This is a genomic window from Sinomonas atrocyanea, from assembly GCF_001577305.1.
GTDB lineage: Bacteria > Actinomycetota > Actinomycetes > Actinomycetales > Micrococcaceae > Sinomonas > Sinomonas atrocyanea.
In genome coordinates, this window is record NZ_CP014518.1 from 429,278 (window position 1) to 453,460 (window position 24,183).

At 71.6% G+C, this 24,183-nt stretch carries 25 protein-coding genes and 1 pseudogene; 19 read left to right on the forward strand and 7 right to left on the reverse strand.

Annotated elements, in window-relative coordinates; all coding sequences use genetic code 11:
• The first annotated feature begins 21 nt into the window (after nt 1–21).
• The 7 genes and pseudogenes from manD (at nt 22) to SA2016_RS22595 (ending at nt 6,336) form a co-directional block, all read left to right on the forward strand.
• Complete coding sequence (gene manD / locus SA2016_RS02075) at nt 22–1,251, forward strand: D-mannonate dehydratase ManD (protein ID WP_066494752.1); 1,230 nt, start codon at nt 22–24, stop codon at nt 1,249–1,251.
• A complete protein-coding gene (locus SA2016_RS02080; protein ID WP_229710686.1) occupies nt 1,248–1,760 on the forward strand; it encodes a gluconokinase in 513 nt (170 codons plus the stop codon). Before manD ends, SA2016_RS02080 begins: the two co-directional genes overlap by 4 nt.
• Nucleotides 1,761–1,866: 106 nt before the next feature.
• Complete coding sequence (locus tag SA2016_RS22710; protein ID WP_503413210.1) at nt 1,867–2,268, forward strand: sugar-binding domain-containing protein; 402 nt, start codon at nt 1,867–1,869, stop codon at nt 2,266–2,268.
• Entirely contained in the window at nt 2,160–3,710 is a 1,551-nt protein-coding gene (gene uidA / locus SA2016_RS02085; protein ID WP_503413211.1) for a beta-glucuronidase, read from the forward strand. Before SA2016_RS22710 ends, uidA begins: the two co-directional genes overlap by 109 nt.
• Nucleotides 3,711–3,748: 38 nt before the next feature.
• Complete coding sequence (uidB, locus tag SA2016_RS02090) at nt 3,749–5,176, forward strand: glucuronide transporter (RefSeq protein WP_066494753.1); 1,428 nt, start codon at nt 3,749–3,751, stop codon at nt 5,174–5,176.
• Between the two features lie 186 nt (nt 5,177–5,362).
• Nucleotides 5,363–5,926 (forward strand): annotated as a pseudogene (locus tag SA2016_RS22590) (metallophosphoesterase); the annotation flags it as partial.
• 89 nt (nt 5,927–6,015) lie between these two features.
• A complete protein-coding gene (locus SA2016_RS22595) occupies nt 6,016–6,336 on the forward strand; it encodes a hypothetical protein (RefSeq protein ID WP_371326644.1) in 321 nt (106 codons plus the stop codon).
• A 10-nt stretch (nt 6,337–6,346) separates the two neighbouring features.
• Here the strand turns inward: SA2016_RS22595 and SA2016_RS02100 are convergent, their stop codons facing one another.
• Nucleotides 6,347–7,951 (reverse strand): stealth family protein, encoded by a 1,605-nt coding sequence (locus SA2016_RS02100; RefSeq protein ID WP_174835443.1) that lies wholly within the window; start codon nt 7,949–7,951, stop codon nt 6,347–6,349.
• Between the two features lie 131 nt (nt 7,952–8,082).
• Between SA2016_RS02100 and lhgD the strand changes: the two genes are divergently transcribed.
• The 3 genes from lhgD to SA2016_RS02115 all read left to right on the forward strand — a co-directional run bounded on the left by lhgD (nt 8,083) and on the right by SA2016_RS02115 (nt 11,074).
• Nucleotides 8,083–9,285, forward strand: coding sequence for an L-2-hydroxyglutarate dehydrogenase (lhgD, locus tag SA2016_RS02105; RefSeq protein ID WP_066494759.1), 1,203 nt, complete (start codon nt 8,083–8,085; stop codon nt 9,283–9,285).
• Between the two features lie 171 nt (nt 9,286–9,456).
• Nucleotides 9,457–10,035: an orotate phosphoribosyltransferase gene (gene pyrE, locus SA2016_RS02110; protein ID WP_066494760.1), complete on the forward strand. Its 579-nt coding sequence runs from the start codon at nt 9,457–9,459 to the stop codon at nt 10,033–10,035.
• A 37-nt stretch (nt 10,036–10,072) separates the two neighbouring features.
• Nucleotides 10,073–11,074 carry a thioesterase domain-containing protein gene (locus SA2016_RS02115; RefSeq protein ID WP_229710684.1) on the forward strand — a complete coding sequence of 334 codons (1,002 nt, stop codon included), beginning with the start codon at nt 10,073–10,075 and terminating at the stop codon, nt 11,072–11,074.
• A 62-nt stretch (nt 11,075–11,136) separates the two neighbouring features.
• On the opposite strand, the gene SA2016_RS02120 is transcribed toward SA2016_RS02115, so the two are convergent.
• Together SA2016_RS02120 and SA2016_RS02125 are read right to left on the reverse strand one after the other, a co-directional pair.
• Complete coding sequence (locus SA2016_RS02120; RefSeq protein ID WP_066494763.1) at nt 11,137–11,895, reverse strand: SDR family NAD(P)-dependent oxidoreductase; 759 nt, start codon at nt 11,893–11,895, stop codon at nt 11,137–11,139.
• 116 nt (nt 11,896–12,011) lie between these two features.
• A complete protein-coding gene (locus tag SA2016_RS02125) occupies nt 12,012–12,842 on the reverse strand; it encodes an HAD-IIA family hydrolase (RefSeq protein ID WP_066494768.1) in 831 nt (276 codons plus the stop codon).
• Nucleotides 12,843–12,998: 156 nt separating this feature from the next.
• Here SA2016_RS02125 and SA2016_RS02130 point away from each other — a divergent pair, with 156 nt between their 5' ends.
• Genes SA2016_RS02130 through SA2016_RS02145 form a run of 4 tightly spaced genes read left to right on the forward strand, consistent with a single transcriptional unit; the run spans nt 12,999 to nt 16,165 of the window.
• Nucleotides 12,999–13,406, forward strand: coding sequence for a TOBE domain-containing protein (locus tag SA2016_RS02130; protein ID WP_066494769.1), 408 nt, complete (start codon nt 12,999–13,001; stop codon nt 13,404–13,406).
• Entirely contained in the window at nt 13,403–14,188 is a 786-nt protein-coding gene (modA, locus tag SA2016_RS02135) for a molybdate ABC transporter substrate-binding protein (protein WP_066494770.1), read from the forward strand. Before SA2016_RS02130 ends, modA begins: the two co-directional genes overlap by 4 nt.
• Nucleotides 14,166–15,044, forward strand: coding sequence for an ABC transporter permease (locus tag SA2016_RS02140; RefSeq protein WP_084249235.1), 879 nt, complete (start codon nt 14,166–14,168; stop codon nt 15,042–15,044). Before modA ends, SA2016_RS02140 begins: the two co-directional genes overlap by 23 nt.
• Complete coding sequence (locus tag SA2016_RS02145; RefSeq protein WP_371326645.1) at nt 15,041–16,165, forward strand: sulfate/molybdate ABC transporter ATP-binding protein; 1,125 nt, start codon at nt 15,041–15,043, stop codon at nt 16,163–16,165. The genes SA2016_RS02140 and SA2016_RS02145 overlap by 4 nt, the downstream gene beginning before the upstream one ends.
• Before the next feature lie 18 nt (nt 16,166–16,183).
• Here the strand turns inward: SA2016_RS02145 and SA2016_RS02150 are convergent, their stop codons facing one another.
• The gene (locus SA2016_RS02150) at nt 16,184–16,729 is read right to left on the reverse strand and encodes a COG4315 family predicted lipoprotein (RefSeq protein WP_084249701.1); all 546 of its coding nucleotides are present in this window, start codon (nt 16,727–16,729) and stop codon (nt 16,184–16,186) included.
• 337 nt (nt 16,730–17,066) lie between these two features.
• Here SA2016_RS02150 and SA2016_RS02155 point away from each other — a divergent pair, with 337 nt between their 5' ends.
• From SA2016_RS02155 to mltG, 5 genes are all read left to right on the forward strand, one after another.
• On the forward strand, nt 17,067–17,474 hold the full coding sequence (locus SA2016_RS02155; protein ID WP_066494773.1) for a hypothetical protein: 408 nt from the start codon (nt 17,067–17,069) through the stop codon (nt 17,472–17,474).
• A gap of 133 nt (nt 17,475–17,607) precedes the next feature.
• A complete protein-coding gene (locus SA2016_RS02160; protein ID WP_066494775.1) occupies nt 17,608–18,366 on the forward strand; it encodes a hypothetical protein in 759 nt (252 codons plus the stop codon).
• A gap of 31 nt (nt 18,367–18,397) precedes the next feature.
• Complete coding sequence (locus SA2016_RS02165) at nt 18,398–19,135, forward strand: class F sortase (RefSeq protein WP_084249236.1); 738 nt, start codon at nt 18,398–18,400, stop codon at nt 19,133–19,135.
• A gap of 31 nt (nt 19,136–19,166) precedes the next feature.
• Entirely contained in the window at nt 19,167–19,622 is a 456-nt protein-coding gene (locus tag SA2016_RS02170) for a cupredoxin domain-containing protein (protein ID WP_218030623.1), read from the forward strand.
• Nucleotides 19,623–19,751: 129 nt separating this feature from the next.
• Nucleotides 19,752–20,939: an endolytic transglycosylase MltG gene (gene mltG, locus SA2016_RS02175; protein WP_306505415.1), complete on the forward strand. Its 1,188-nt coding sequence runs from the start codon at nt 19,752–19,754 to the stop codon at nt 20,937–20,939.
• A 160-nt stretch (nt 20,940–21,099) separates the two neighbouring features.
• On the opposite strand, the gene SA2016_RS02180 is transcribed toward mltG, so the two are convergent.
• Genes SA2016_RS02180 through ligK form a run of 3 tightly spaced genes read right to left on the reverse strand, consistent with a single transcriptional unit; the run spans nt 21,100 to nt 24,142 of the window.
• Nucleotides 21,100–22,458, reverse strand: coding sequence for an MFS transporter (locus SA2016_RS02180; protein ID WP_066494778.1), 1,359 nt, complete (start codon nt 22,456–22,458; stop codon nt 21,100–21,102).
• A gap of 28 nt (nt 22,459–22,486) precedes the next feature.
• Nucleotides 22,487–23,422, reverse strand: a complete 936-nt coding sequence (locus SA2016_RS02185) for an amidohydrolase family protein (RefSeq protein ID WP_066494779.1) — start codon at nt 23,420–23,422, stop codon at nt 22,487–22,489.
• A gap of 36 nt (nt 23,423–23,458) precedes the next feature.
• Entirely contained in the window at nt 23,459–24,142 is a 684-nt protein-coding gene (gene ligK, locus SA2016_RS02190; RefSeq protein WP_066494780.1) for a 4-carboxy-4-hydroxy-2-oxoadipate aldolase/oxaloacetate decarboxylase, read from the reverse strand.
• Between the last annotated feature and the right edge of the window lie 41 nt (nt 24,143–24,183).

Consider the following 24,183-nt stretch of genomic DNA (forward strand, 5'->3'; position numbering starts at 1 on the left):
CCCCAGTGAAAGGACGCGACGATGAAGATCGTCTCCGCTGAAGTCTTCGTGACGAGCCCCACGCGCAACTTCGTGACCCTGAAGGTCACCACGGACGAGGGGATCACCGGGATCGGCGATGCGACGCTCAACGGGCGTGAGCTCGCCGTGGCCGCGTACCTGAAGGAGCACGTGGCCCAGCTGCTCGTGGGGCGGGACCCACACATGATCGAGGACACCTGGCAGTTCCTCTACCGCTCCTCCTACTGGCGGCGGGGGCCGGTGACCATGGCCGCGATCGCGGCCGTGGACGTGGCGCTGTGGGACATCAAGGGCAAGGTCGCCGGGCTGCCGGTGTACCAGCTCCTCGGCGGCGCCTCCCGCCGGGGCCTGCGCGCCTACGGGCACGCCTCGGGCACCGACCTTCCCTCGCTGTTCGACTCGATCCGCGAGCACCTCGAGCTCGGCTACAAGTCCATCCGCGTCCAGACCGCCATCCCGGGCATCAAGGCCGTCTACGGGGTGGCCGCCCAGTCCCAGGCTTCGGGCGAGCGCTACGACTACGAGCCCGCCGGCCGCGGCGCCTACCCGCAGGAGGAGGACTGGGACACCCGCGCCTACCTGCGCCACCTCCCGACCGTCTTCGAGGCCGTGCGCAACGAATTCGGCCCCGAGATCCCGCTCCTGCACGATGGCCACCACCGCATGACGCCGATGCAGGCCGCCAAGCTCGGAAAGGCCCTCGAGCCGTACGACCTGTTCTGGCTCGAGGACTGCACCCCGGCCGAGAACCAGGAGGGCCTGCGCCTGGTCCGCCAGCACACCACCACGCCCCTGGCCATCGGCGAGATCTTCAACACCGTCTGGGACTTCCAGCTGCTCATCCGCGAGCAGCTCATCGACTACGTCCGCGCGGCCTCGACCCACTTCGGCGGCATCTCGCCGCTGAAGAAGGTCATGGACTACGCGGCCCAGTACCAGATCAAGTCCGGCTTCCACGGCCCCACCGACATCTCCCCGGTCGGCTTCGCCGCCCAGCTGCACGTGGGCCTCGCGATCCACAACTACGGGATCCAGGAGTACATGCAGCACTCCGAAAAGACGAACACCGTCTTCGAGCAGTCGATGACGTTCACGGACGGCTACCTCCACCCGGGCGACAAGCCCGGCCTCGGCGTCGAGTTCAACGAGGAGGCCGCGAACTCCTTCCCGTACCAGCAGGCGTACCTGCCGTACAACCGCCTCATCGACGGCACGGTGCACGACTGGTGACCGACGCAGCGGACCCCGGGATGCTCCACGTCATCGTGATGGGCGTCTCCGGGTGCGGCAAGAGCACCGTGGGGCGGCTCCTCGCCCAGGAGCTGGGCGGGGAGTTCCTCGACGGCGACGACCTGCATCCGGAGGCCAACGTCGCCAAGATGGCGGCGGGCATCCCGCTCGACGACGCGGACCGGGAGCCCTGGCTGCGCCTGATCGGGGAGAAGATGGCCGGCGCCTCCGGCACCATGGTGATCGGCTGCAGCGCGCTCAAGCGCGCCTACCGGGACATCATCCGTCACGCGGCCCCGGACACGGAGTTCGTGCACCTGCACGGCACGCGCGAGCTCCTCGCCGCCCGCATGGCCGCGCGGCCGGGGCACTTCATGCCGGTGTCCCTGCTCGATTCGCAGCTCGCTACACTCGAACCCCTCCAGGAGGACGAGCGCGGGCGGGTCTTCGACATCGCGGAGCCGCCCGAGAAGATCGCCGACGAGGCCGCGGAGTGGCTCCGCTCCTGAGCGGATACTTGAAGCGGCAACTTTTGGCAAACGGTTGCCGCAAGTTTCACTGAGTTCCTAGGCTGGAGGCGGACCTGATTCCTCCAGCCCAAGGATGTGCAGCACGATGCTCAAGCCGCAAGACGGCCCCACCCGTGAACTCGTGAGCCTCGACGGGCTCTATGCCTTCGCGGTCGACTCGAGCGGCGTGGGCGTCCGCGAGCGCTGGCAGGACGCCCCGCTGGCCACTCCGCTCGAGATGGCGGTCCCCGCCAGCTACAACGACGTCTTCGCCGACCCGGCCATCCGCAGCCATGTGGGCCGGGTCTGGTACCAGCGCGAGGTCCGCGTCCCGCGCGGCTGGGCCGGCGAGCGGATCGTCCTCCGCTTCGCCTCCGTCACCCACGGGCCAAGGTCTTCGTGGACAGCGCGCTCGTGGCCGAGCACCAGGGCGGCTACACGCCCTTCGAGGCGGACATCACCTCCCACGTCACGGCCGGGGAGACCTTCCGCCTCACGGTCGCCGTGAGCAACGAGCTCACCCAGTCCACGATTCCGCCCGGCAGCATCGCCGAGGACGCCGCGGGCCGGCGCACGCAGACCTACATGCACGACTTCTACAACTACGCCGGCATCCACCGCAGCGTGGTCCTCTACTCGACCCCCGCCGTGCACGTCGAGGACGTCACGGTCGTCACCGGCTTCGACGGCGACGGCACCACCGCCACGGTCGACTACGCCGTCGTCGTCGCGGGCGAGGGCGCCGACATCCACCCCGTCCGGGTGCGCGTCCTGGACGCCGAGGGCACCCAGGTGGGCGCCGCGGAGGGGATCTCCGGCACCGTGGCGATCCCCGACGTCGTCCGCTGGCAGCCCGGGAGGGGCTACCTCTACCGCCTCGTCGTCGAGGTCCTGGCGCACGACGGCGGGTCCGGCGCGGGTGCCGCAGCCGGCGGCCCCGCCGTTCACGACTCCTACACCCAGACGTTCGGCGTCCGCACGGTCGAGGTCCGCGGCACCGACTTCCTCATCAACGGCGAGCCCTTCTACTTCACCGGGTTCGGCATGCACGAGGACCACGGGACCATCGGCAAGGGCCACTCCGGCGCGCACATGGTCAACGACTTCTCCCTCCTGGAGTGGATCGGGGCGAACTCCTTCCGGACCTCGCACTACCCCTACGCCGAGGAGGTCATGGACTACGCCGACCGGCACGGGATCGTGGTGATCGACGAGACGCCCGCCGTGGGCCTCAACGCCGACTTCGCGGGGTTCTTCGGCACCGGCGCGAAGAAGACCTACGGGCCCGAGTTCGTCAACGGCGAGACCGCCGCCGCGCACCGGCAGGTCATCGAGGAGCTCATTGCGCGGGACAAGAACCACCCGTCCGTGGTGGTCTGGTCGATCGCCAACGAGCCGCAGTCCTCCGAGGAGGGGGCCCGCGCCTACTTCGAGCCGCTCGCCGCGCTCGCCCGGGAACTGGATCCCACGCGACCCGTCGGCTTCGTCAACGTCATGTTCGACGGCCCGGACAAGGACACGATCACGGACCTGTTCGACGTGATCATGCTCAACCGCTACTACGGCTGGTACGTCAACACCGGCGACCTCGCGGCCGCGGAGGCCGCGCTCGAGGCCGAGCTGCGGGCGTGGGAGGCCAAGCTCGGCAAGCCGATCATCATGACGGAGTACGGGGCGGACACCCTCGCCGGCTTCCACTCCCTCTACGAGGCGCCGTGGAGCGAGGAGTACCAGGCCGACCTGCTTCAGATGTACCACCGGGTGTTCGACCGGGTCGACGCCATGGCCGGCGAGCACGTGTGGAACTTCGCCGACTTCGCGACCTCGAACGGGATCATGCGCGTGGACGGCAACAAGAAGGGCGCCTTCACCCGGGACCGGCGTCCCAAGGCCGCCGCCTTCGCGCTGCGCAGGCGCTGGACCCAGAACAAGACCGCATCCCAGGCCTGAGCCCCCGCCGCCGGCCGCACCACAGCACGACCATGACAATGACGTCTTCACCCACCCCCGCCCCGTCGAAGGCCGGCACGCTCGGCCTGAGGAGCATCATCGGCTACGGCGCGGGCGACGCCGCGAACAACCTCGCCTTCACCACCACCACGATGTTCCTGCTCGTCTACTACACCGACGTGGCCGGAATCTCCGCGGCCGCCGCGGGGACCCTGTTCCTCGTGGTGCGCGTCTTCGACGCCTTCTCCGATCTGTTCGCGGGCCGCATGGTGGACCGCACCTACACCAAGCGGTGGGGCAAGTTCCGCCCCTTCATCCTCTTCGGCGCCGTGCCGCTCATGGTGCTCACGGTCCTGAACTTCCACATCCCGCAGATCGGGGCCGGCGGGAAGCTCGCCTACGCCTACGTCGTGTACGCGGCCTTGGGTCTGGCCTACTCGCTCGTGAACATCCCCTACGGCTCGATGGCCGGCGCCATGACGCCACAGCCCAAGGAGCGCGCCAAGCTCGCATCCTCGCGGACCATCGGGGCGCTGCTCGTCGGCTCCGCCCTCGGCATCTTCGTGGCCCCGCTGCTCAAGGCCGGCGCCGACCTCCAGCCGATCTTCACGACCGTGACGGTCGTCTTCATGGTCCTCGGCGTCGCCCTGTACCTGGTCACGTTCTTCACCACCCGCGAGAAGGTGGTCCGCGACGTGCCGAAGGTCTCCTTCAAGCAGAGCATGCGCACCCTCAAGGGCAACCGGCCCCTGCTGATGCTGTGCCTGTCCTCGGTGCTCTTCCTCTCCGGCTACCTTTCCCTGACCACCGTGCAGGTCTACTACTTCCGCGACGTGCTCCACAGCCTCGGCCTCGTCCCCGTGCTCTCCATCGCCCAGCTCGTCGTCACGCTCGCCCTCGGCGCCGTGATGCCCGCCGTCGTGGCCAGGGCCGGCAAGCGCGCGGCCTACATCGCCTTCGTCGGCGTCCTCGTGGTGGGCGGCGTGATCGTGCTCCTCGCGCCCGCCGCCCTCGCGTGGCTCGGCTTCCTCGGCTTCCTCATCGCGATGGCCGGGATCGTCGGCGTCAACATCGTCGTGTGGGCGCTCGAGGCGGACACCGTCGAGTACGGCGAGTGGAAGACCGGGGTCCGTTCGGAGGGCATCATCTACTCCCTCTTCTCGTTCACCCGCAAGACGGGCCAGGCGATCGGCGGTGCCCTCGCCGGCTACGCGATCGCCTGGGGCGGCTACAACGGTCACGCGGCCCAGCAGTCCCCGCAGGCGGTGCTCGGGATCCAGATCGCCGCGGGCCTCATCCCGGCCGTCCTCGCCCTCGCCGCCGGCGCGATCATGGTCTTCTACAACCTCACCGACGAGCGGCACGCCACGATCGTCGCCGAGATCCGCGAGCGGCACGCCCAGGCAGGGGCCGGCCTCGGCGCGGATTCGGAGACGGTCGCGCTGCACTCGCAGCCGGAGGCCTGAGCCGGGGACGGCAGCGGGGCGGGACGGCGACGGGAGGCGGGCTCCCCGCCGTCGCCCGCCTCGGCGTTCCCTCCAAAATCCCCCGGGCATTGGCCAGTTTGTGGCGCGTTAACTGGACATTCACCCGCGCGATGTCTTGGATGTGTGCACTGGGGAAACTGACTCCGAGACGATAGAAGGGTCCCGATGGGCACCATCCAGGCCGAGCATCCGCGGCCGCGCCACTTCCTCCTCCACGTCAGCGACACGCACCTCCTCGGCGACGGCCTCCTCGCGGGCTCCCTCGACTCCGAGGCCCGGCTGCGCCGCCTGTTCGCCCAGATGCACGACGCCGGGGGCTCGCCCGAGGCGATCGTCGTCACCGGCGATCTCGCGGACCGGGGCGAGCCGGAGGCGTACGCGCGGCTGCGCGAGATCGCGGAGCCGGCCGCCGAGGCCCTCGGAGCGCGCCTGATCTGGGCCATGGGCAACCACGACTCGCGGCCCGCGCTCCGGGAGCACCTCCTCGGCGAGGAGCCGTCGGCGGAGCCGTTCGACCGGGTGCACTGGGTCAACGGGCTGCGCGTCGTGGTGATCGACACGAGCGTTCCGGGCGCCCACCACGGCGAGCTCTCGCCCGGGCAGCTCGACTGGCTCGCCGAGGAGCTGAGCTTCCCGGCGCCGGACGGGACCATCCTGGCCATGCACCACCCGCCCGTGCCGAGCGTGCAGGAGCTCGCGGTGCTCGTGGAGCTGCGCGGGCAGGCCGCGCTCGCGGACGTGCTGCGCGGCTCGGATGTGCGGGCGATCCTCGCCGGCCACCTGCACTACTCGACCTCAGGCACCTTCGCGGGGTCCCCGTGTCCGTCGCCTCCGCCACGTGCTACACGCAGGATCTGGCCGCCGCCGTCCACCCGGCCACGGGCCTGCGGGCCACGCGCGGCCGGGACGACGCCCAGGCGTACAACCTGGTCCACGTCTACGCGGACTCCGTGCTGCACTCGGTGGTGCCGGCCGCGGGCGGCGACACGGTGGGACGGTTCGTGCCCGCCGAGGATGTGGAGCGCATCCTCGCCGAGCACGGGGTCACCTTCCCCGCCGACGACGGCGCGGGCCGGCGCTCACGCCGGAGCACGTCCGAGAGGATCGGGCCCGCCACCGGCATGCTGCCCACCGTCTGAGACGGCGGGGTTACCGCTCCCAGGGCGCGGGGATGGGGAAGTACTTCTCGAGGAAGTCCGTCACCCGTTCCTGGCGCTCCTCGCCGGAGACCTCGGGGAACGAGCCGTCGTTGAGGCAGAAGAAGTCCTGATTTCGCTTCTTGAGCAGCTTGGGCAGCGCATCGAGCCCCGCGCGCACCGTCGTGTCGATGTACTGGACCTTCGCGCCGACCTTCGTCACCGCGCGGCCCGTGAGCAGCGCGTAGTAGTGGTAGAAGGAATTGGTGACCGAGATGCTGTCCCACGAGCGGAAGCGCGCGGCCGCCGTCCGGGCGAACTCCTCGGGGAACTCCTGCTCCATCTCGAGCAGCACGGACTTCCGCAGGGGCGCCGCCGTGTGCTCGAGGTGCCGCGTGGTGATCCGGCCGAACCGCTCGTAGAGGAGCCGCCGGTTCACCCGGGCGGCGTTCTCGTGGCCGGAGCGGTCGAGGTGGTTGTCGCCGAGCCCGATCCGGGTCGAGGCCTCGATGAACTTGGTGATGCCGCCGGGGGAGAAGAACATGTCCGGGCCGAGGGGCCGGCCGAAGAACATGTCGTCGTTCGAGTACAGGAAGTACTCCGAGAGGCCCTCGATGTGCTGCAGCTGGGACTCGATGGCCTGGGAGTTGAAGACCGGCAGCACCGACGGGTCCTTGAAGTGCTCCGCAGCCGGGACGACCGTGACCCTCTCGTGGGCTGTGTCGAGCCACGCCGGCGGCTTCGAGTCGGTGCAGATGAAGATCCGCCCGATCCAGGGCGCGAACATGTGCACGCTGCGCAGGGCGTACTTGAGCTCATTGATCTGCCGGACGCGGGCATCGGCGTCGTCGCCCTCGCCGTGCACCACGCCGGGCAGGAAGGACTCGCGGTAGCGCCGCAGCTCCGGGTCCGCCCCGTCCACCCACGAGAACACGATGTCGATCGTGAAGTCGATGTCCGTCGCATGGTCCGCGAACATGTTCTCGATCGTGGGCCAGGTCCGGCCGAAGCGCTCGACAGTGCCGCGGACGGCCTCGTTGCGGGGGAGCGTGCGCCGGGTGAGGGAGTTCTCGATGGGCAGCTGGAGGGTCTCGCCCTCCCACTTCCACAGCTCCACCTGCACGCCCGTCTCGTGGCCGTACCGCAGTCCGCCGGCCGGCTCGATCCGCGGCCGGTAGAGCCGGAACATGCGCGCCTGCCCTGATTCGGCGAGGCGGCCGTCGGCCACGAGCAGCGCCCGGTCCTTCCGCGCGTCGACCGTCAGGGAGTAGAAGGGCTCGTCGCGGCACGCCTCGACCAGGGCGCGGCGCAGGTCCTTGCGCCGGGTCCAGTCCACCGCGATCACCGGGCGCGCGTCGTTGCCGCGCACCAGGAGGTAGGGGATGTCGGCGCGGTCCAGCACGTCCCGGACGAACAGGAGGTCCTCCACCATGGCCTCGTGGGGCGTCTGGGTCCTGTTGACGAGCGCGTAGCCGCGCTTCCTGTGCCGCAGGACGTCGTCCCTGTCCGCGAGCCGCCGCCCAGCTTCGGCGGAGGTGACCTCGAGCGCAGCGGGCGCCGGTTCCGCGGTGTCTGGGGTCGCATGGTAGACCTCGGCGGGCGTCGGGGACGTGTTCACTGGCCTCCTCTGGGAAACATTGGGGTTCTCGGCACATGATAGGCCCCGCAGGCCCTCGCCGCGGGCCGCCTCCTCGCTAGGCTGGGCCCAGCAGTGGCCGGCCGGGCGACAGGCCCGGGGAGAGGAGCACCGTGGGCGCAGGGGAGTCGTTCGCCGTCGTGGGTGCGGGGATCATCGGCGCGGCTGTGGCACGGGAGCTCACACGCCGTTTCCCGGGCGCCGCGGTCACGGTGTTCGAGAAGGAGCCGCGCCCCGCCGCGCACCAGACCGGACACAACTCGGGGGTCGTGCACGCGGGCCTCTACTACGAGCCCGGCGGCCTCAAGGCCCGGCTGTGCCGCCGTGGCGTGGGGCTCCTGAAGGACCTGTGTGCCGAGCGGGCGCTGCCGTACGAGGCGTGCGGGAAGGTCGTCGTCGCCCTCGACGCCGAGGAGGAGGCCAGGCTCGAGCAGATCTACGAGCGGGCTGTCGGCAACGGCGTGCCCGGCGTGCGCCTGGTGGACGCCGGCGAGCTGCGCGAGATCGAGCCCCACGCCGTGGGCCGGCGCGCGCTCTACTCGCCCGAGACCGCGATCGTGGACTACGCCCGCGTCACCGAGGCCCTCCTCGACGACGCCCGCGCCGCGGGCGGCTCCGTCCGGTTCGGCACCGAGGTGCGGGCCGTGACGGAGGCCGGCGCCGCCGCGACGGTGGAGACGGCCCACGGGCGCGAGCGCTTCGATGCGGTCATCGCCTGCGCGGGGCTGCAGTCCGACCGTCTGGCCGCCCGGTCCGGCGATGAAGCGGGGCCGGCCATCGTGCCCTTCCTCGGCCAGTACTTCGTCCTCGAGCCGGCCTACCGCGACGTGGTCCGGGGCCTCGTCTACCCCGTCCCGGACCCGCGCTACCCGTTCCTCGGCGTGCACCTGACGAAGCGGGTCGACGGCGAGATGACCGTGGGGCCCAATGCCTTCCTCTCCCTCTCCCGGGAGGGCTACGCGGGGCTGGGCCTGGACCTGCGGGATGTGGCGTCCACGCTGGGCTTCGGCGGCTTCTGGCGGTTCTCGGGCCGCAACCTCGCCACGGCCGCGCGGGAGATCAGGACGCTCGCCTCGCCCGGGCGCTTCATCGCCGAGGCCGGCCGCTACGTCCCCGCGCTCGAGGGCGCGCGGGCTGTCGGCGCCTCCCGGGGCATCCGGGCCCAGGCCATGAACCGCGACGGCAGCCTCGTGGACGACTTCGCGATCCAGCGCCGTGGCCGCATCACCCACATCCGCAACGCCCCCTCGCCCGGCGCGACCTCGTCCATGGCGATCGCGGAGCACATCGTCGAGAACCTCTCCCACCCCGCCTGACCGCCGAGGTCACCCCCTGCAGTCGGCGGAATCCTGCCGCTGCGGCCAAGTGCAGAGCTTCAAAGCTGGGAGCGCGGGCGGGGAAGTTGGGGAAGAAGGCCCTGGGGTGACCTCGCGCCTCGACGGGGTGACGTCGGCGGCTCGCCCGGCACCGCCACTAGAATCGGTGCCATGACTGACGCCGCACCCGCCGACACCGCTGCCGCCCGCGCCCGCCTGCTGGAGCTCATCAAGGAGCTCGCCGTGGTGCGGGGCAAGGTGACCCTCTCGAGCGGCAAGGAAGCGGACTACTACGTGGACCTGCGCCGCATCACCCTGCACCACGAGGCGAGCCAGCTCGTGGGCCAGGTCATGCTGGACCTGATCGACCGCGCGGGGGTCCAGATGGACGCCGCGGGCGGGCTCACGATGGGCGCCGATCCGGTGGGCACCGCCCTCATGCACGCGGCCCGCGAGGCCGGCCGCGCTGTGGACGCCTTCGTGGTGCGCAAGGCGCAGAAGTCCTACGGCATGGGCCGGCAGGTCGAGGGACCTGGCGTGGAGGGCCGCAAGGTCGTGGTGCTCGAGGACACCTCGACCACCGGCGGCTCGGCGCTCGCGGCCGTCGAGGGCGTGCGCAACGCGGGCGGGGAGGTGACCGCGGTGGCCGTCATCGTGGACCGCGCCACGGGCGCGAAGGAGCGCATCGAGGCCGAGGCCGGTGTGCCCTACCTCTACGCCTTCGGAAAGGACGAGCTCGGTCTCGACTGAGGGACCAGGCCCGGGCAGCGACGTGGGGGGACCATCCGTGGACCCGGCTCTGCTCCGGGCCGCTCTGCGGGTCAAGGCCTTCTCCCGCCGTGCCTTCTTCGGCGGCGCGACCGCCTCCGCGCTGCTCGCCGCGGACATGTTCGTCACCCGCGAGGTGCAGAGCCGGCGCCGCCAGACGGTCCTGCTCGACCTCGCGGACGACGCCGCGCGGGAGCGTTTCTCCGGCACCTCCTGGATCCTGTTCCCCGGCTACAAGACGAGCTGGGAGGAGGCGAGGATCATCCTCGCCTCCCTGCGGTCCTCCCTCTCGGAGCGGGGGCAGCTCGCCGCGATCGGCTACTCCAACCTGGGCCTCGATCTGGACGAGATCCTGGACACCCTGCGGGTCTACATCCGCCAGCGGCGCCTGCGCACCCTGTACTTCTACGGGCACTCGTTCGGCGGGATGGTCGCGGTCGAGGCCGCCTCGAGGCTGCTCGCCGAGGACGGCCTCCAGGTCGAGGTGATCCTCCTCGACTCGACGCCGGCCTCGAAGTTCGACGTCCTCGACCAGGGCTGGTTCGACTCGGTCGTGTACCTGTACGACCTCGGGGTCCGGATACCGTCCGTGGTGCGCGGCGGTTACGAGTTCGGCGAGCGGGTGGTTAACAAGAACGAGCGGACGTGGGGCCAGATCGTGAACCAGACGCTCGAGCAGCTCTCGCCGCTCGCGCCCTCGAGCGTGCTCATCCAGAGCGAGTCGGAGTACATCTACCAGTGGGACGCCACCCGGTTCACCGACTCGCTCGGCACGGCGCAGATGGCGTTCATCGGCAACCCGGGAGACCAGACCGTGGACTACTCCTCGGCCCGGTCGCGGTGGGAGCGGCTGTTCGCGAAGAACCTGGTCAGCTCGGACCTGCAGACCATCGGGGCCTTCCCGGCCCACGCGAGCCCGCAGTGGAGCGGCATCGTCTACAACCGCGTCCTCAACCGTCTGCTGCCCCAGCTCCTGCCGCTGCCCCTGAGGGTGGGAGCGCCCGGGGGCGGGGCGGGGTAGGGGGCACAGGCGAAGCGGCCGGCCACCCGCATGGGGTGACCGGCCGCCGTCGTGGGCGCGGCTCAGACGGCCGTGTAGCCGCCGTCGATGAGGTAGTAGCCGCCCGTGACGAACGAGGCATCCTCGGACAGGAGGAACGTCACGACGTGGGCGACCTCCTCGGGGCGCCCGAGCCGGCCGAGGACATGCTTGGCCTTGAGGGCCTCCATGACCTCTGCGGACAGGTTGTTCTCGAGCAGCGGGGTCTGGATGTAGCCGGGGCCCACGGCGTTGATCCGCAGCCCCTGGGGGCCGTACTCCGCGGCGGCGTTCTTGGTCACGCCCACCACGGCGTGCTTGGCGGCGGTGTAAGCGCTGTTGCCGAGCGCCGCGACCATCCCGTGGATCGAAGCCATGTTGACGATCGCGCTCTCCGCGGCGCCGGCCTTGAGCATCTCGGGGATCTGGTAGCGCATCCCGTACAGCACGCCGTTGAGGTTGATGTCGATGACCTTGTCCCAGTCATCGAGGTCGAGCTCGCCGGTAGGCGCGTTCTTCCCGCCGATCCCGGCGTTGTTGACGGCGTAGTTCAGCTTGCCGTACGTCTCCACGGCGAACTGGACCGACTTCTCGGCGTCTTCCTTCTTCGCCGTGTCGGCCCGGAAGGCGGACGCCGTCCCGCCGGCATCGGTGATCTCCTGGGCCACTCGCTGGGCTGCTTCGAGGTTGATGTCGGTCAGGACCACGCTCGCGCCCTTGGCCGCGAGCTCCTTCCCGATCGCCTCGCCGAGACCCGAGCCGCCGCCCGTGACGAGGGCTACCCTGTCGGTGAACTGTGCCATGTCGATCTCCTCTGTCTTCGCTGGATTGTCAACCGTTCAGTGCAGCGCGCCGCGGTGTATGCGCATTCCGTCTGGGGCTGTCTCGTTGCGGACACCCAGGAGTGACCGGCCAGACACTAGAGCTGCTGCAGGAGGTCCTTGACGGAGCTGAGGATCTGGTTGGGACGGAACGGGTAGGCGGCGATGTCCTCGCGCCGTGTGATGCCGGAGAGGACGAGCACGGTGTGCAGCCCGGCCTCCATGCCCGCGATGATGTCGGTGTCCATCCGGTCCCCGATCATGGCCGTGGTCTCCGAATGGGCGTCGATCTGGTTCATGGCCGAGCGGAACATCATGGGGTTCGGCTTGCCGATGGTGTAGGGCGTGCGGCCCGTGGCCTTGCTGATGAGCGCGGCGATCGCTCCCGTGGCCGGGAGCACGCCGTCGCGCGAAGGACCCGTGGCGTCGGGGTTGGTGGCGATGAAGCGGGCGCCGTCGAGGATGAGGCGGATGGCGGTGGTGATCGCGTTGAACGAGTACGTGCGCGTCTCGCCGAGCACCACGTAGTCCGGGTCCTGGTCGGTGAGGATCATGCCTGCCTCGTGCAGCGCCGTGGTGAGCCCGGCCTCGCCGATCACGTAGATCCGCGCCCCGGGCATCTGGTCCTTGAGGAACACCGCCGTGGCCAGCGCCGAGGTCCAGATGTTCTCCTCGGGGATGCTCAGGCCCGAGGAGGCGAGGCGGGCGGCGAGGTCGCGCGGGGTGTAGATCGAGTTGTTCGTCAGGACCAGGAAGCGGCGGGAGGTGTCCACCCACCGCTGGATGAGCTCGGCGGCGCCGGGGACCGGATGGTTCTCGTGGACGAGCACGCCGTCCATGTCCGTCAGCCAGCATTCGATCTCCTGGCCGCTGCGGTAGACCACCGGGCCGGCGGGCTGCGTCGGCTCGACGTCGGGGGACTCGCTCATGAAACGCTCCTCGGGTCGGGGGGAGGGTGCGCGCACGACGGCGGACGCACCCTCAGTCTTCCATCTCGCCGGTCGATTCAACCCCATTTCCGCAGCTGCGCCCTTCTGATGGGCTCTTTCTCCGCAGTTGCGGAACTTGGCCCGTAGACTGCCCCCATGGGACTGCTACGCATTGCCGACGCCGCCCGGCTCACCGGCGTCTCTGACGACACCGTGCGCCGCTGGGTCGACTCCGGCACACTGACGGCCCACAAGGACGAGTCCGGCCGGGCGGCGGTGGACGGCGCCGAGCTCGCCGCGCACGCCCGGGCCATCGCGGCCGCCCCATCGGACCCCTCGGGGGTGGGGCGCTCGGCCCGGAACCAGTTCGTCGGCCTCGTGACCGCCGTGACGGTGGACACGGTCATGGCCCAGGTGGAGCTGCAGTGCGGACCCCACCGCGTCGTCTCGCTCATGAGCTCGGAGGCCGTGCGGGAGCTCGGGCTCGAGCCCGGGTCCGTGGCCACCGCGGTGGTGAAGGCCACGACCGTGATCGTCGAGACCCCGGGCGGGAGGGCCCTGTGAGGCGCGCGGCCGCGGCGCTGGCCGGACTCCTCGTGGTGGCGCTGCTGACGGCGTGCGGGGGGACGACGGCGGCGGGCGGCCCGGCGTCGTCGTCCGGCAAGGGCGGGGGCCGCACCCTCACGGTGTTCGCCGCCGCGTCCCTGAAGAAGAGCTTCAGCGCGATCGGGCAGCAGTTCGAGGCCGCGCACCCCGGGACTCGGGTGACGTTCAGCTTCGCGGGGTCCTCGGACCTCGCGGCGCAGATCGCCAACGGGGCCCCCGCGGACCTCTTCGCCTCCGCGGACACCGCGACCATGGACAAGGTCACCGGGGCCGGGCTGGCTGACGGCGCCCCCGCGGACTTCGCCACCAACGTGCTCACCATCGCCGTGCGGCCCGGGAACCCCGCGGGGATCAGGGGACTGGCGGACCTCGCCCGGCCCGGGCTCAAGCTCGTCGACTGCGCGCCGCAGGTGCCGTGCGGGGCCGCGGCGCAGGCGGCGGCGACCTCCGCCCACGTGGCCCTCGCCCCGGTGTCGCAGGAGTCCAACGTGACCGACGTCCTCGGGAAGGTGATCTCCGGGGAGGCCGACGCCGGGCTCGTGTACGTCACGGATGCGCGCGGCGCCGGCGGGAAGGTCGCCGCGGTGCCGTTCCCCGAGGCCGGCTCCGCGGTGAACCGCTACCCGATCGCCGTGCTGCGCGACGGGAAGGACAAGGAGCTCGCCCGCGAGTTCGCCGACTACGTCGCGGGCCCCGAGGGACGGAAGGTGCTCGCGGATGCCGGCTTCGGCGCGCCCTGACCCCTCAACGCAGGAACATGACCCCTCAGCGCAGGGACCGTCTGGAGGGCACCTCCTGAAGGTCAGCTCCCGCGGGTTCACCGGGCTCCCGGGCTGGCTCTGGGTGCCCGCGGCGGTCGGGGCGCTGTTCGTGGTCGTTCCCCTCGCCGGGATCCTCGCCCGCGTGGACTGGCCGCACTTCATCCCGCTGGTCACCTCGGACGCGTCCCTCGCGGCGCTGCGGCTGAGCCTGGTGACGGCCGCGGCGAGCACCGCCCTCGTGCTCGTGCTCGGGGTGCCGATGGCCATGGCCCTGGCCCGGGGCGGCGTCCCCGGGCTGCGGTGGCTCCGGGCCCTCGTGCTCCTGCCGCTCGTGCTGCCCCCCGTGGTGGGCGGCCTCGCCCTCCTGTACACGTTCGGCCGGCTGGGGCTCGTGGGGCGCTGGCTCGACGTGCTCGGCGTGCAGGTCGCCTTCACCACCACGGCCGTGGTCATGGCGCAGGCCTTCGTGTCGCTGCCCTTCCTCGTGGTCTCCCTCGAGGGGGCGCTGCGCACCGCGGGCGGCCGCTACGAGGCCGTGGCCGCGACCCTCGGCGCGTCTCCCACCCACGCGTTCCGCCGCGTCACGCTCCCGCTCGTGCTGCCCGGCCTGGCCTCCGGGCTCGTGCTCGCCTTCGCCCGCTCGCTCGGCGAATTCGGTGCCACCCTCACGTTCGCCGGCAGCCTCCAGGGGGTCACCCGGACCCTGCCGCTCGAGGTCTACCTGCAGCGCGAGACGGATCCCGACGCCGCCGTGGCCCTCGCGCTCGTGCTCGTCGCCGTCGCCGCCGCCGTGGTGGGCCTCGCCTACGGCCGCCGGGCCGGGGGCACGCGGTGACCGCGCTCCCGGGCGGCCACCTGGTGGTCGACGCCGGCCTGGCCGCCCGCGGCGTCCGGCTCGCCCTCGCGGTCGGGGAGGGCGAGACGGTCGCGGTCATGGGCCCGAACGGGGCCGGGAAGTCGACGCTGTTCGGACTGTGCGCGGGGCTGCTCCGGCCGGACACCGGCAGCGTCACGCTCGCCGGCCGGGTCCTCGCCGACGCCCGCGGCGCCTGGATCCCCCCGCACCGGCGCGGGGTCGCCCTGCTGGCCCAGGAGCCGCTGCTCTTCCCGCACCTGAGCGTGCTCGAGAACGTCGCGTTCGCGCCGCGGGCCGCCGGCGCCCCGCGGGCCGAGGCCCGCGCCGCTGCCGGCCGATGGCTGCGCGAGGTCGACGCGGAGGAGCTGGCCGGGCGCCGGCCCGCCGAGCTCTCCGGAGGCCAGGCGCAGCGCGTCGCGATCGCCCGGGCGCTCGCGGCCGAGCCCCGGGTCCTCCTGCTCGACGAGCCGTTCGCCGCGCTCGACGTCGCCGCCGCCCCCGCGCTGCGCCGGCTCCTGCGCCGCGTCCTCGCCGACCGCACCGCGCTCGTGGTCACGCACGAGCCCCTCGACGCGCACCTGCTCGCCGACCGGGTCGTGGTCCTCGAGTCCGGCCGCGTCGCCGAGTCCGGGCCCACGGCCGAGCTGCTCGACCGGCCGCGCAGCCGCTTCGCCGCCGGCCTCGCCGGGCTCAATTTCGTCGAGGGGCGCGCCGCGTCCGGGCGCACGACGCCGCCCGGCCGGCTCAGCGTCGACGGGCTCGGCGAGGTCTCGGGCACGGTCCCGGACGGGGTGGAGCCGCCGCGCCCGGGCGAGGCGGGCGTCGCCGTGTTCCGGCCCGCCGACGTGGCCCTGTACCCGGTCCCCACGGCCCCGGGCGGGGAGCCCGGCGTGCCGCACGGGTCCCCGCGGAACGCGTGGCGCGGCGTCGTCCGCGAGCTCGAGCCGCGCGGCGCCCAGGTGCGGGTGCACTGCGGCGCCGGGGGCCACGCCCTCGTCGCGGACCTGACCCCGGCGGCGGCCGCCGAGCTCGACCTGGCCCCGGGCGCCGCCGTCGTGCTCGTCGCGAAGGCCGCGGCGGTGACGGTCTACGGCGCCTGAGCGGGCGCCTTCACCGGCCTAGTACCCGCCCGTGCTCGCGGCCGTCGAGGCCAGCGGCGTCTGGATCATGGTCCCGTCGGCGCCGATCACGTACCACACGTTGGCGACGCCCTGGCCGTTGAACTGTCCGGGCGCCGTGTCCTTGGCGTAGTAGTAGATGGGCATCCCGTTGACCGTGATCTGCTGCCTGCCGTTCACGCCGGTGATGCTGCCGATCTTCCCGGTCACGCCCTGGAGCGTCGGCGCGCCGGCGCTGGTCACGGCGGGCCAGAGGGAGGCGCACCCGCCGGTGCAGGCACTCGCGGTCGCGCCCGCGTTGTCCCGGGTGTACACGTAGACGGCCTTGCCCTCGCCGTCGACGACGACGGTGTGGCCCGCCACGGTCGCGGTCTTGAGCGTCTCGACCTCTGCCGACGCCGACGATGCGGGCGCCGACGACGACGAAGCGGGCGCCGCTGCAGGGGCGCTCGACGAGCCCGTGCCGCCCCCACCGCCGCAGCCGGCGAGGGCGAGGGCGGAGGCCGCCGATGCAGCGGCCAAGAAGAGTGCTGCTCGCTTGTTCATGGTGTCGCCTTCCCTGATCCGGCGGCTGTCTGCCGCTGCCCATGAGACGCCGTGCGCGGCGATCCGGTTCATCGGCAGTCCGCGCGGGGGCCGGCTCCGAATGATGGAGCAGCAGCAACCATGGTGCCGAGGTCGCGGGGCGACGCCGGCGGAGGGAAGGGACACGACGATGGGCGCACGCCTTGTTCGCCGCCTGGCCGCGCTCAGTTGCGCGGCGCTGATGATGAGCGGCTGCGCGTCCGCCCAGGGCGCACCTGCGCCGCGGGAGGCAGCGCAGCAGTCCGCTGCGGCACCTTCCTCTTCCGCCTCGCCGGCCGGGCCGTCATCGGCGGCGGCAATGGTGTGCGGGCAGGAGATCAGGGCGAAGATCGCCCAGATCCTGGCGCTGCCCGCCGACCCGTCACCGTCCTCGACGTGGGCCGGCGGCCGCTACACCTGCACCTACCGGCTCCCCTCCGGCGCGCTGGTGCTCGCCGTCCAGGAGTCCCCGGATCCGGCGGCGGCCCGCGCCACTGCCCACAGCGCGGTCGCCGCACTGCCCAGCGCTGCCCCGATCGAGGGGCTGGCGAACCTCGGCCTGCCCGGCTACCAGAGTCCCGCGGGCACCGTGGCCTTCGCGAAGGACAGCTTCGCCCTCACCGTGGACGCCACGGGCCTGAAGGAGCCAGTGGGCCCCCACGGCGTCTCCCGGAGCTCCCTCGCCTACCAGATCGCCACCGACGTGCTGGCGTGCTGGAGCGAATGAGCAGGCGGCCCCGCACCGGTCCAATCCGTGATCCGGACCACTCCGAACAGTTGCTGTCGGACAGTTCCAGAGCCCGGCGACCGGCGCCACCCGGGGCCGGCGACGCGACAACGAGCATGGAGGAATCACCATCATGAAGAAATCTGCCTTCCTGATCGCCCCGGCCCTCGCCCTCGGGGCCATGGCCCTCTCCACGAGCCCGGCCCTGGCGGCGGACAGCACCACGTACCAGGCGAACCTGGGGGCCATCAACGGCTCCAATGCCTCGGGCACGGCCATGATCACGCTGAACGGAAACCAGGCCACCGTGACCGAGAAGGTCTCGGGCCTCGCCGCGACCTTCAACGGCAAGCCCTACCCGCACGTCCAGCACATCCACATCGGCGCCAAGGGCACCTGTCCCGGACCCTCGGCCGACACCAGCGGCGACGGGGTGATCAGCACCACCGAGGGCGCCCCGTTCTACGGGGGCATCGGCGCCACCCTCTCCACGAGCGGTGACACCAGCCCCGCGGCGGGCACCGACCTCGCTGTCGCAGGGATGGGCTCCTCCTTCACCTACCAGCGGACCATCACGCTGGACGCGAAGACGCTGGCATCGCTGCAGTCCGGCACGGCTGTCGTCGTCGTGCACGGCCTGGACCCCGCGACCCTGCCGGCCGGAGCCCAGAAGGAGCCCAGCGACCTGGTGCCCTCGCTGCCGCTGGCGGCAACCTCGCCCGCCCTCTGCGGCACCCTCACCGCGATGCCCGCCGGCGCCCCCGGGACGGGCATCGCTGCCCCGGCACAGCAGCAGGGAGTGGACCTGGGTCTCATCGCGACCGGTGCAGGCCTGATTGCCGCTGCAGGCGGGGTCTACGGCATCCGCCGCCGTCTGGCCGCCAAGGCCTGATTCCGCCGTGCGAGCAGGAGGGTCAGACCCGATGAGAGAAGGTGCCGCCAACGGTGGCCGTGGGCGCCGTCTCGCCTCCGCCGGTGCCACCCTCCTGCTCGCCGGAGGCCTCGCGGGGATCGGCCTCGGTCTGGCCCACGGGAACGCCCCCGTGGGCCAGACCGGAGCCCCCACGGGGGTCCCCGCGACGGCCCCTGCCTCCCCGCCCGCGCCGTCCCCCGCGGGCGGGGAGAGCACGCCATCAGCTGATGCAGGGAGGTCCGCACAGGCGGTCCCGCCCCCCGCCCACTCCGGCCCGGTGCTGCCCGCCTCCGCGCCCACCCGCCTCCAAGCGCCCTCGATCGGAGTGGACACGCCCCTGATCCAGCTGGGCAAGCAGCCCGACGGCGAGGTCGCCGTTCCGCCGGGCGCACCCGGGTCTCCGGCCGGCTGGTACACCGGGTCGGTCGCGCCCGGCGCCTCCGGGTCCGCCGTCATCCTCGGGCACGTCAACGCCATCGGCACACCCATCGGCGTGTTCTACCGCCTCCACGAGCTCGCGCCCGGTGCCCAGGTGACTGTGGTGCGGGCCGACCACACCGCAGCCGTGTTCGTCGTGGACCGCACCGACGTCTACCACAAGTCCCAGTTCCCCACCGTCGAGGTCTACCGCAACGCGGACCGGGCCGAACTGCGTCTGATCACCTGTGGCGGCTACGACCCGGCGTCGGGCCAGTACCTGGACAACACCGTCGTCTACGCCCACCTCGTCTCGAGCCACCCGGCCTGAACCGGGCCGATCTTCCCGAAGGACCCTGACCATGGAACTGTCCCCACGCTCCCGCCGGCGCCTGGCTGGCCTGGCCCTCCTCCTCAGCGCAGTATCGTTGGGCGCCACTGCCTGCTCCGGCGCTGCCATGGGAAGCCCCGGCAGCGCCAGCGCCGGCAGTGGCGCGGCCCAGTCCGCGCCTGCCGCGACTGCATCGATGGACCCGGGCATGGCCATGGGCCCCTCGGGGTCCACCTCCGCAGCGGCGGTCACCATCCACATCAGCGCCTCGGCCTACTCCGATCCCGGCACTGTCGGCCCCGGCGCCACGGTCACGGTCATGAACATGGACGCGCAGGCTCACACCGTCACGGCGGACGGCGGCGCCTTCAAGGTCACGGCGCCGGCCGGCCGCAGCGTCACCTTCACCGCCCCGGCCGCGCGCGGCACCTACCCCTTCCACTGTGAGTACCACGCGGACATGCACGGCACCCTCACCGTGGGATGACGCGGACGCGCCGCCGGCAGCTTCCGCGTTTGATTGTGGCGGGCGCGGGGTAAAGTTCCGGGTGGCCCATGTGGCTGGCCCTACCCCCGGGGCGGACTGAGGCCCACGAGCGCTAGGAGCATTGATACGGTGACCATCCCGAGGCGACCGGGCAGGCCCCCTGCCGCAGACCCGGTCGCGGCCGTGGGAGTCGAGGCGATCACAGCCACCCCGGGCGCGCCCGAGAAGCCCCTGAACGATCCGGCAGCACAGCGCCGCCGGGCCCGGCATCCGCTCCGCACCGCAGCCATCGCCATGGGTGTCGTCATCGCCTTCACTGTGGCCGGCTCCATCCTGCTCGGGCTCGGCCTCCGCGCGGCCCTGAAGATGGACAAGGTCACGGACTATCCCGGCCCGGGCACCGGACAGGTCCAGGTGACCGTCCCCGCGGGCGCGGGCCCCCTGTCCGTGGCGCAGGAACTCCAGCAGGACGGAGTCATTGCCGACGCCGAGACCTTCGTGCGGGCCCTCGCCGGGACCGGCGGGAAGATCAGCCCCGGTGACTACACGTTCAAGAAGGAGATGAAGGCCTCGGACGCGGCGGCGATCCTGGCCGGCTCGGACAGTGCGAAGGTGATCTACTTCGCCCTGAGCGCGGGGATGCGGGTGGGTGACTCGCTCGATGCGATCGCGAAGGCTGCCTCGGTGGACCGCAAGGACCTCGATGCGCTCAACTCCAAGCCGGGGGACTTCGGGCTGCCGGCGAAGGCGAAGAGCCTGGAGGGCTACCTGGCGCCGGGGGAGTACCGGTTCCCGGTGGGGACCTCGGCCAAGGACATCCTGGCCAAGCTGGTCTCGACCACGGTGGACGAGCTCAAGCAGGACGGCATCACCGACCCGGACCAGCAGTACCAGGTCCTGACGGTGGCGAGCATTGTGCAGGCCGAGGGCGGGCAGGCGGACTACGGGAACGTGGCCGGGGCGATCGAGAACCGGCTCAAGCCCAACGACCAGACCAACGGGCTGATCCAGTCGGATGCGACGGTGACATACGGGCTCGGCACGAAGACCGTGCAGCTGACCGATACGCAGAAGCAGGACGCGTCTAACCCGTACAACACGTACGTCCGTCCGGGCCTCCCGCCCGGGCCGATCGGCTCGCCGGGGTCCAAGGCCGTGGCCGCGGCGGCGCACCCGACCCCGAATGACTACCTGTACTGGGTCACCGTAAACCTCGACACGGGTGAGACGAAGTTCGCCAAGACCTACGCCGAGCACCAGGGCTACGTGGCCCAGTACGAGCAGTGGTGCACCGCCAACCCGGGCAAGTGCCAGTGACGTGAAAGCCCGCAGCCGGGTCGGAGCATCTGGGGAAGGCTCCGGCCCGGCTGCATTGGACAGGGTCAGCCGGGCCGCAACCAGATGGGGGGACAGGTGCCGCCCGGCTTCCATCGCTGTAATCGTCCGGCGCCCCCGAAAGGTTACGCGGTCCCAACATTCAATGCCTGAGCACGCTCTCCGGGCCGTCCGCAGCCTCGGCCGCCCTCACCCCGGTCCTCGGCCCGAAGAGCGCCAGCGCGAGCGCCCCGACGAGCCAGGTCCCGGCAATGAAGATGAAGACACTCTGATACCCGCTCCCCGTGTACAGGGCAGCGATGATGAGCGGGCCCACGGCGTTGGAGAGCCGGCCCAGCCCGTAGGAGACGGCGGTGCCCAGGGACCGCGCCCGGGTGTCGAACAGCTCGGGTGAGTAGGCGTACGCCACGGCCGTGTAGCCGCGCTCGAACATGTTCACGAGGAACCCGAACGCCACGATCATGACCGGGTTGAACGTCAGGCCGTAGAGCAGGCCGCTGATCGCGATGGCGGTGCCGAACACGACAAGCGACCACTTGCGCTCCCACCGGTCCGAGACGAGGGCCGCGATGAAGGAGCCGAGCGGGGCGCCGACCGTGGTGAGGGCGACGTAGAAGATGGAGCTCTCGACGCTGAAGCCCTGCTTCGACAGGAGCGTGGGCGCCCAGCTCGAGTAGCCGAAGAAGCCGATGGTCTGGGTGACCCACAGCAGCGAGAGCAGCAGGGTGGGCCCGAGGTACTTCCTCTGCAGGAGCATCCGCAGATGGGCCCTGGCCTGGGGTGCCACCTCGACGGGCGCGGCCGGCGCCGGGAGGGGGCCCTTCTCGGCCGCGACGATCGCCTCGATCTCGGTCAGGACGGCGTCCGCGCGCTCGGGCTGGCCCTTGCTCTCGTACCAGCGGGGCGACTCCTTGAGGTGCCGGATGAAGAGGACGAACAGCAGCCCCAGCGCGCCCCACAGGTACACGAGACGCCAGGACCAGTCGGAGAGGGGCACCACGGCGCTCGCGATGAGGTTGGTGGCAGGGGTGCCGCAGATGCCGATCACGATCGCATAGGCCTGGTACTTGCCGCGCTTGGCCGCCGGGAAGAGCTCGTTGACGTAGATGACTGCGACCACGGTCATCGCGGACAGGCCCGCGGACGTCAGGACGCGGAACGCGCCGAGCGAGACGACGTCCCAGGAGAAGACCGAGGCGAGCGAGAAGACCCCGAACCAGAGGGTCGTGACCGTGAGGGCCTTCTTCCGACCCCAGCGGTCGGCGAGCCAGCCGGCGGCGAGCGAGCCGAGGAACATGCCCACGAAGGAGAGCGAGGTGACGTAGGCGATCTGGCCCACCGTCACGCCCCACAGCTTGATGAGCTTCGGTGCGGTGGTGGCGAACGTGTTGGTGTCGGCGAACTCGAAGAAGTAGGCGAACGAGACGGCGAGCAGGGTGATCTTGTGGAAGCGGGAGATGGGCAGCCGGTTGACGCGGCTGACGACGTTGGGATTCGGCACTGAAGCCCTTCCTGGGATTCTCGGGGGTCTAGAGGGCCTCGTCGGGGAGGGCCTCTTCTGGCCAGTAGAGGCGCATGGGGTTGGCGACGAGCAGCAGGTGCTGCTGCTCGGCCGTCACGGCGATGTGCGGGATGAAGTCCACGAGGAGCCCGTCGTCGGGCATGTGGTCGGTGAGGTTGGGGTGCGGCCAGTCGGTGCCCCAGAGGACGGCATCGGGGAACTCCTCCACGACCCGCCGCCCGAAGGGGACGACGTCGCGGTAGGCGTCCCGCTCGCCGTCGAGCGCGGGCGGCCCGGCGAGGCTGAGACGCTCGGGGCAGGAGACCTTGACCCAGACCTCGTTGCGCTCCACGAAGCGGAGGAAGCGGCTGAATTCGGGTCCGCCCACCGGCTGGGAGACATCTGGGCGGCCCATGTGGTCCACGACGAGGGGGGCCGGCAGCGAGGCGAAGAAGCCCTCGAGCTCGGGAAGGTCCGCTGCCTCGAAGTAGATGACGATGTGCCAGCCCAGCGGGGCGACCTTGCGCGCGATCTCGGCGAGCTCGTCCCGGGGCGCCGCGCTGACGAGGCGCTTGAGGAAGTTGAATCGCACCCCGCGCACGCCGGCCTCATGCAGCCGGGCGAGCTCGGCTGCGGACACGTCCGGCCGGACGGTCGCGACGCCGCGCGCCCGGCCGCCGGCGGAGCGGACGGCGTCCACCATCGCGCGGTTGTCGGCGCCGTGGCACGTGGCCTGGACGATCACGTTGCGGCTGACGCCGAGGCGGTCGCGGAGCGCGAAGAGCTGGTCCTTGCCGGCGTCGCACGGGGTGTACTTGCGCTCGGGAGCGAAGGGGAACTCGCTGCCGGGCCCGAAGACGTGGCAGTGCGCGTCCACCGCGCCGGCGGGGAGGGCGAAGGCGGGCGTGGACGGGGAGGCATACCAGTCCAGCCAGCCGGGAGTCTTCTCGAAGACGGGAGTCATAGGGCCTTTCAGGATGGGTTCGGTCCGGCCGGGGCGTCAGTCGAGGTAGCGGAGGCCGGCGGCGTCGAGCTTCTCGCGCATGCCGTAGATGTCGAGGCCGAGCTCCCCGGCCGCGAAGCGGGCGCGCTTGCCCTCCTCGTTCTCCTCGCGCCGCGCTGCCGCCTCGGCCACCTCGGCGGCTCGGCCCGCGGGGACCACCACGACGCCGTCCGCATCCGCGACCACAACATCGCCGGGGTGGACGAGGGCGTTGGCGCAGACCACGGGGACGTTGACGGAGCCGAGGGTGGCCTTGACGGTGCCCTTGGCATTGACGGCGCGGCTGAAGACGGGGAAGTCCATGCCGCGCAGGGCGTCGATGTCGCGGCAGCCACCGTCGATCACGAGCCCGGCGCAGCCGTGGGCCCGGGCCGAGGTGGCCAGGAGCTCGCCGAAGAATCCGTCCTCGCACTCCGTGGTGCACGCGGCGACGAGCACGTCCCCGAGGGTGAGCTGCTCGACGGCCACGTGGAACATCCAGTTGTCCCCGGGCTGGAGCAGGACGGTGACGGCGGTCCCGCAGAGGGCTGCGCCCTCGTAGACGGGCCGGATGTAGGGACGCATCAGTCCGGTGCGGCCCATCGCCTCGTGGACGGTGGCGACGCCGAACGGCGCGAGCGCCTTCACCGCGGCGGGCTCGGCGCGGGTGATCGTGCGGTGCACGACTCCGATCTCGTACATGCTTCTGAAGTCCTCCTCGGGAGTGCGGTGGGGCAGTGGTG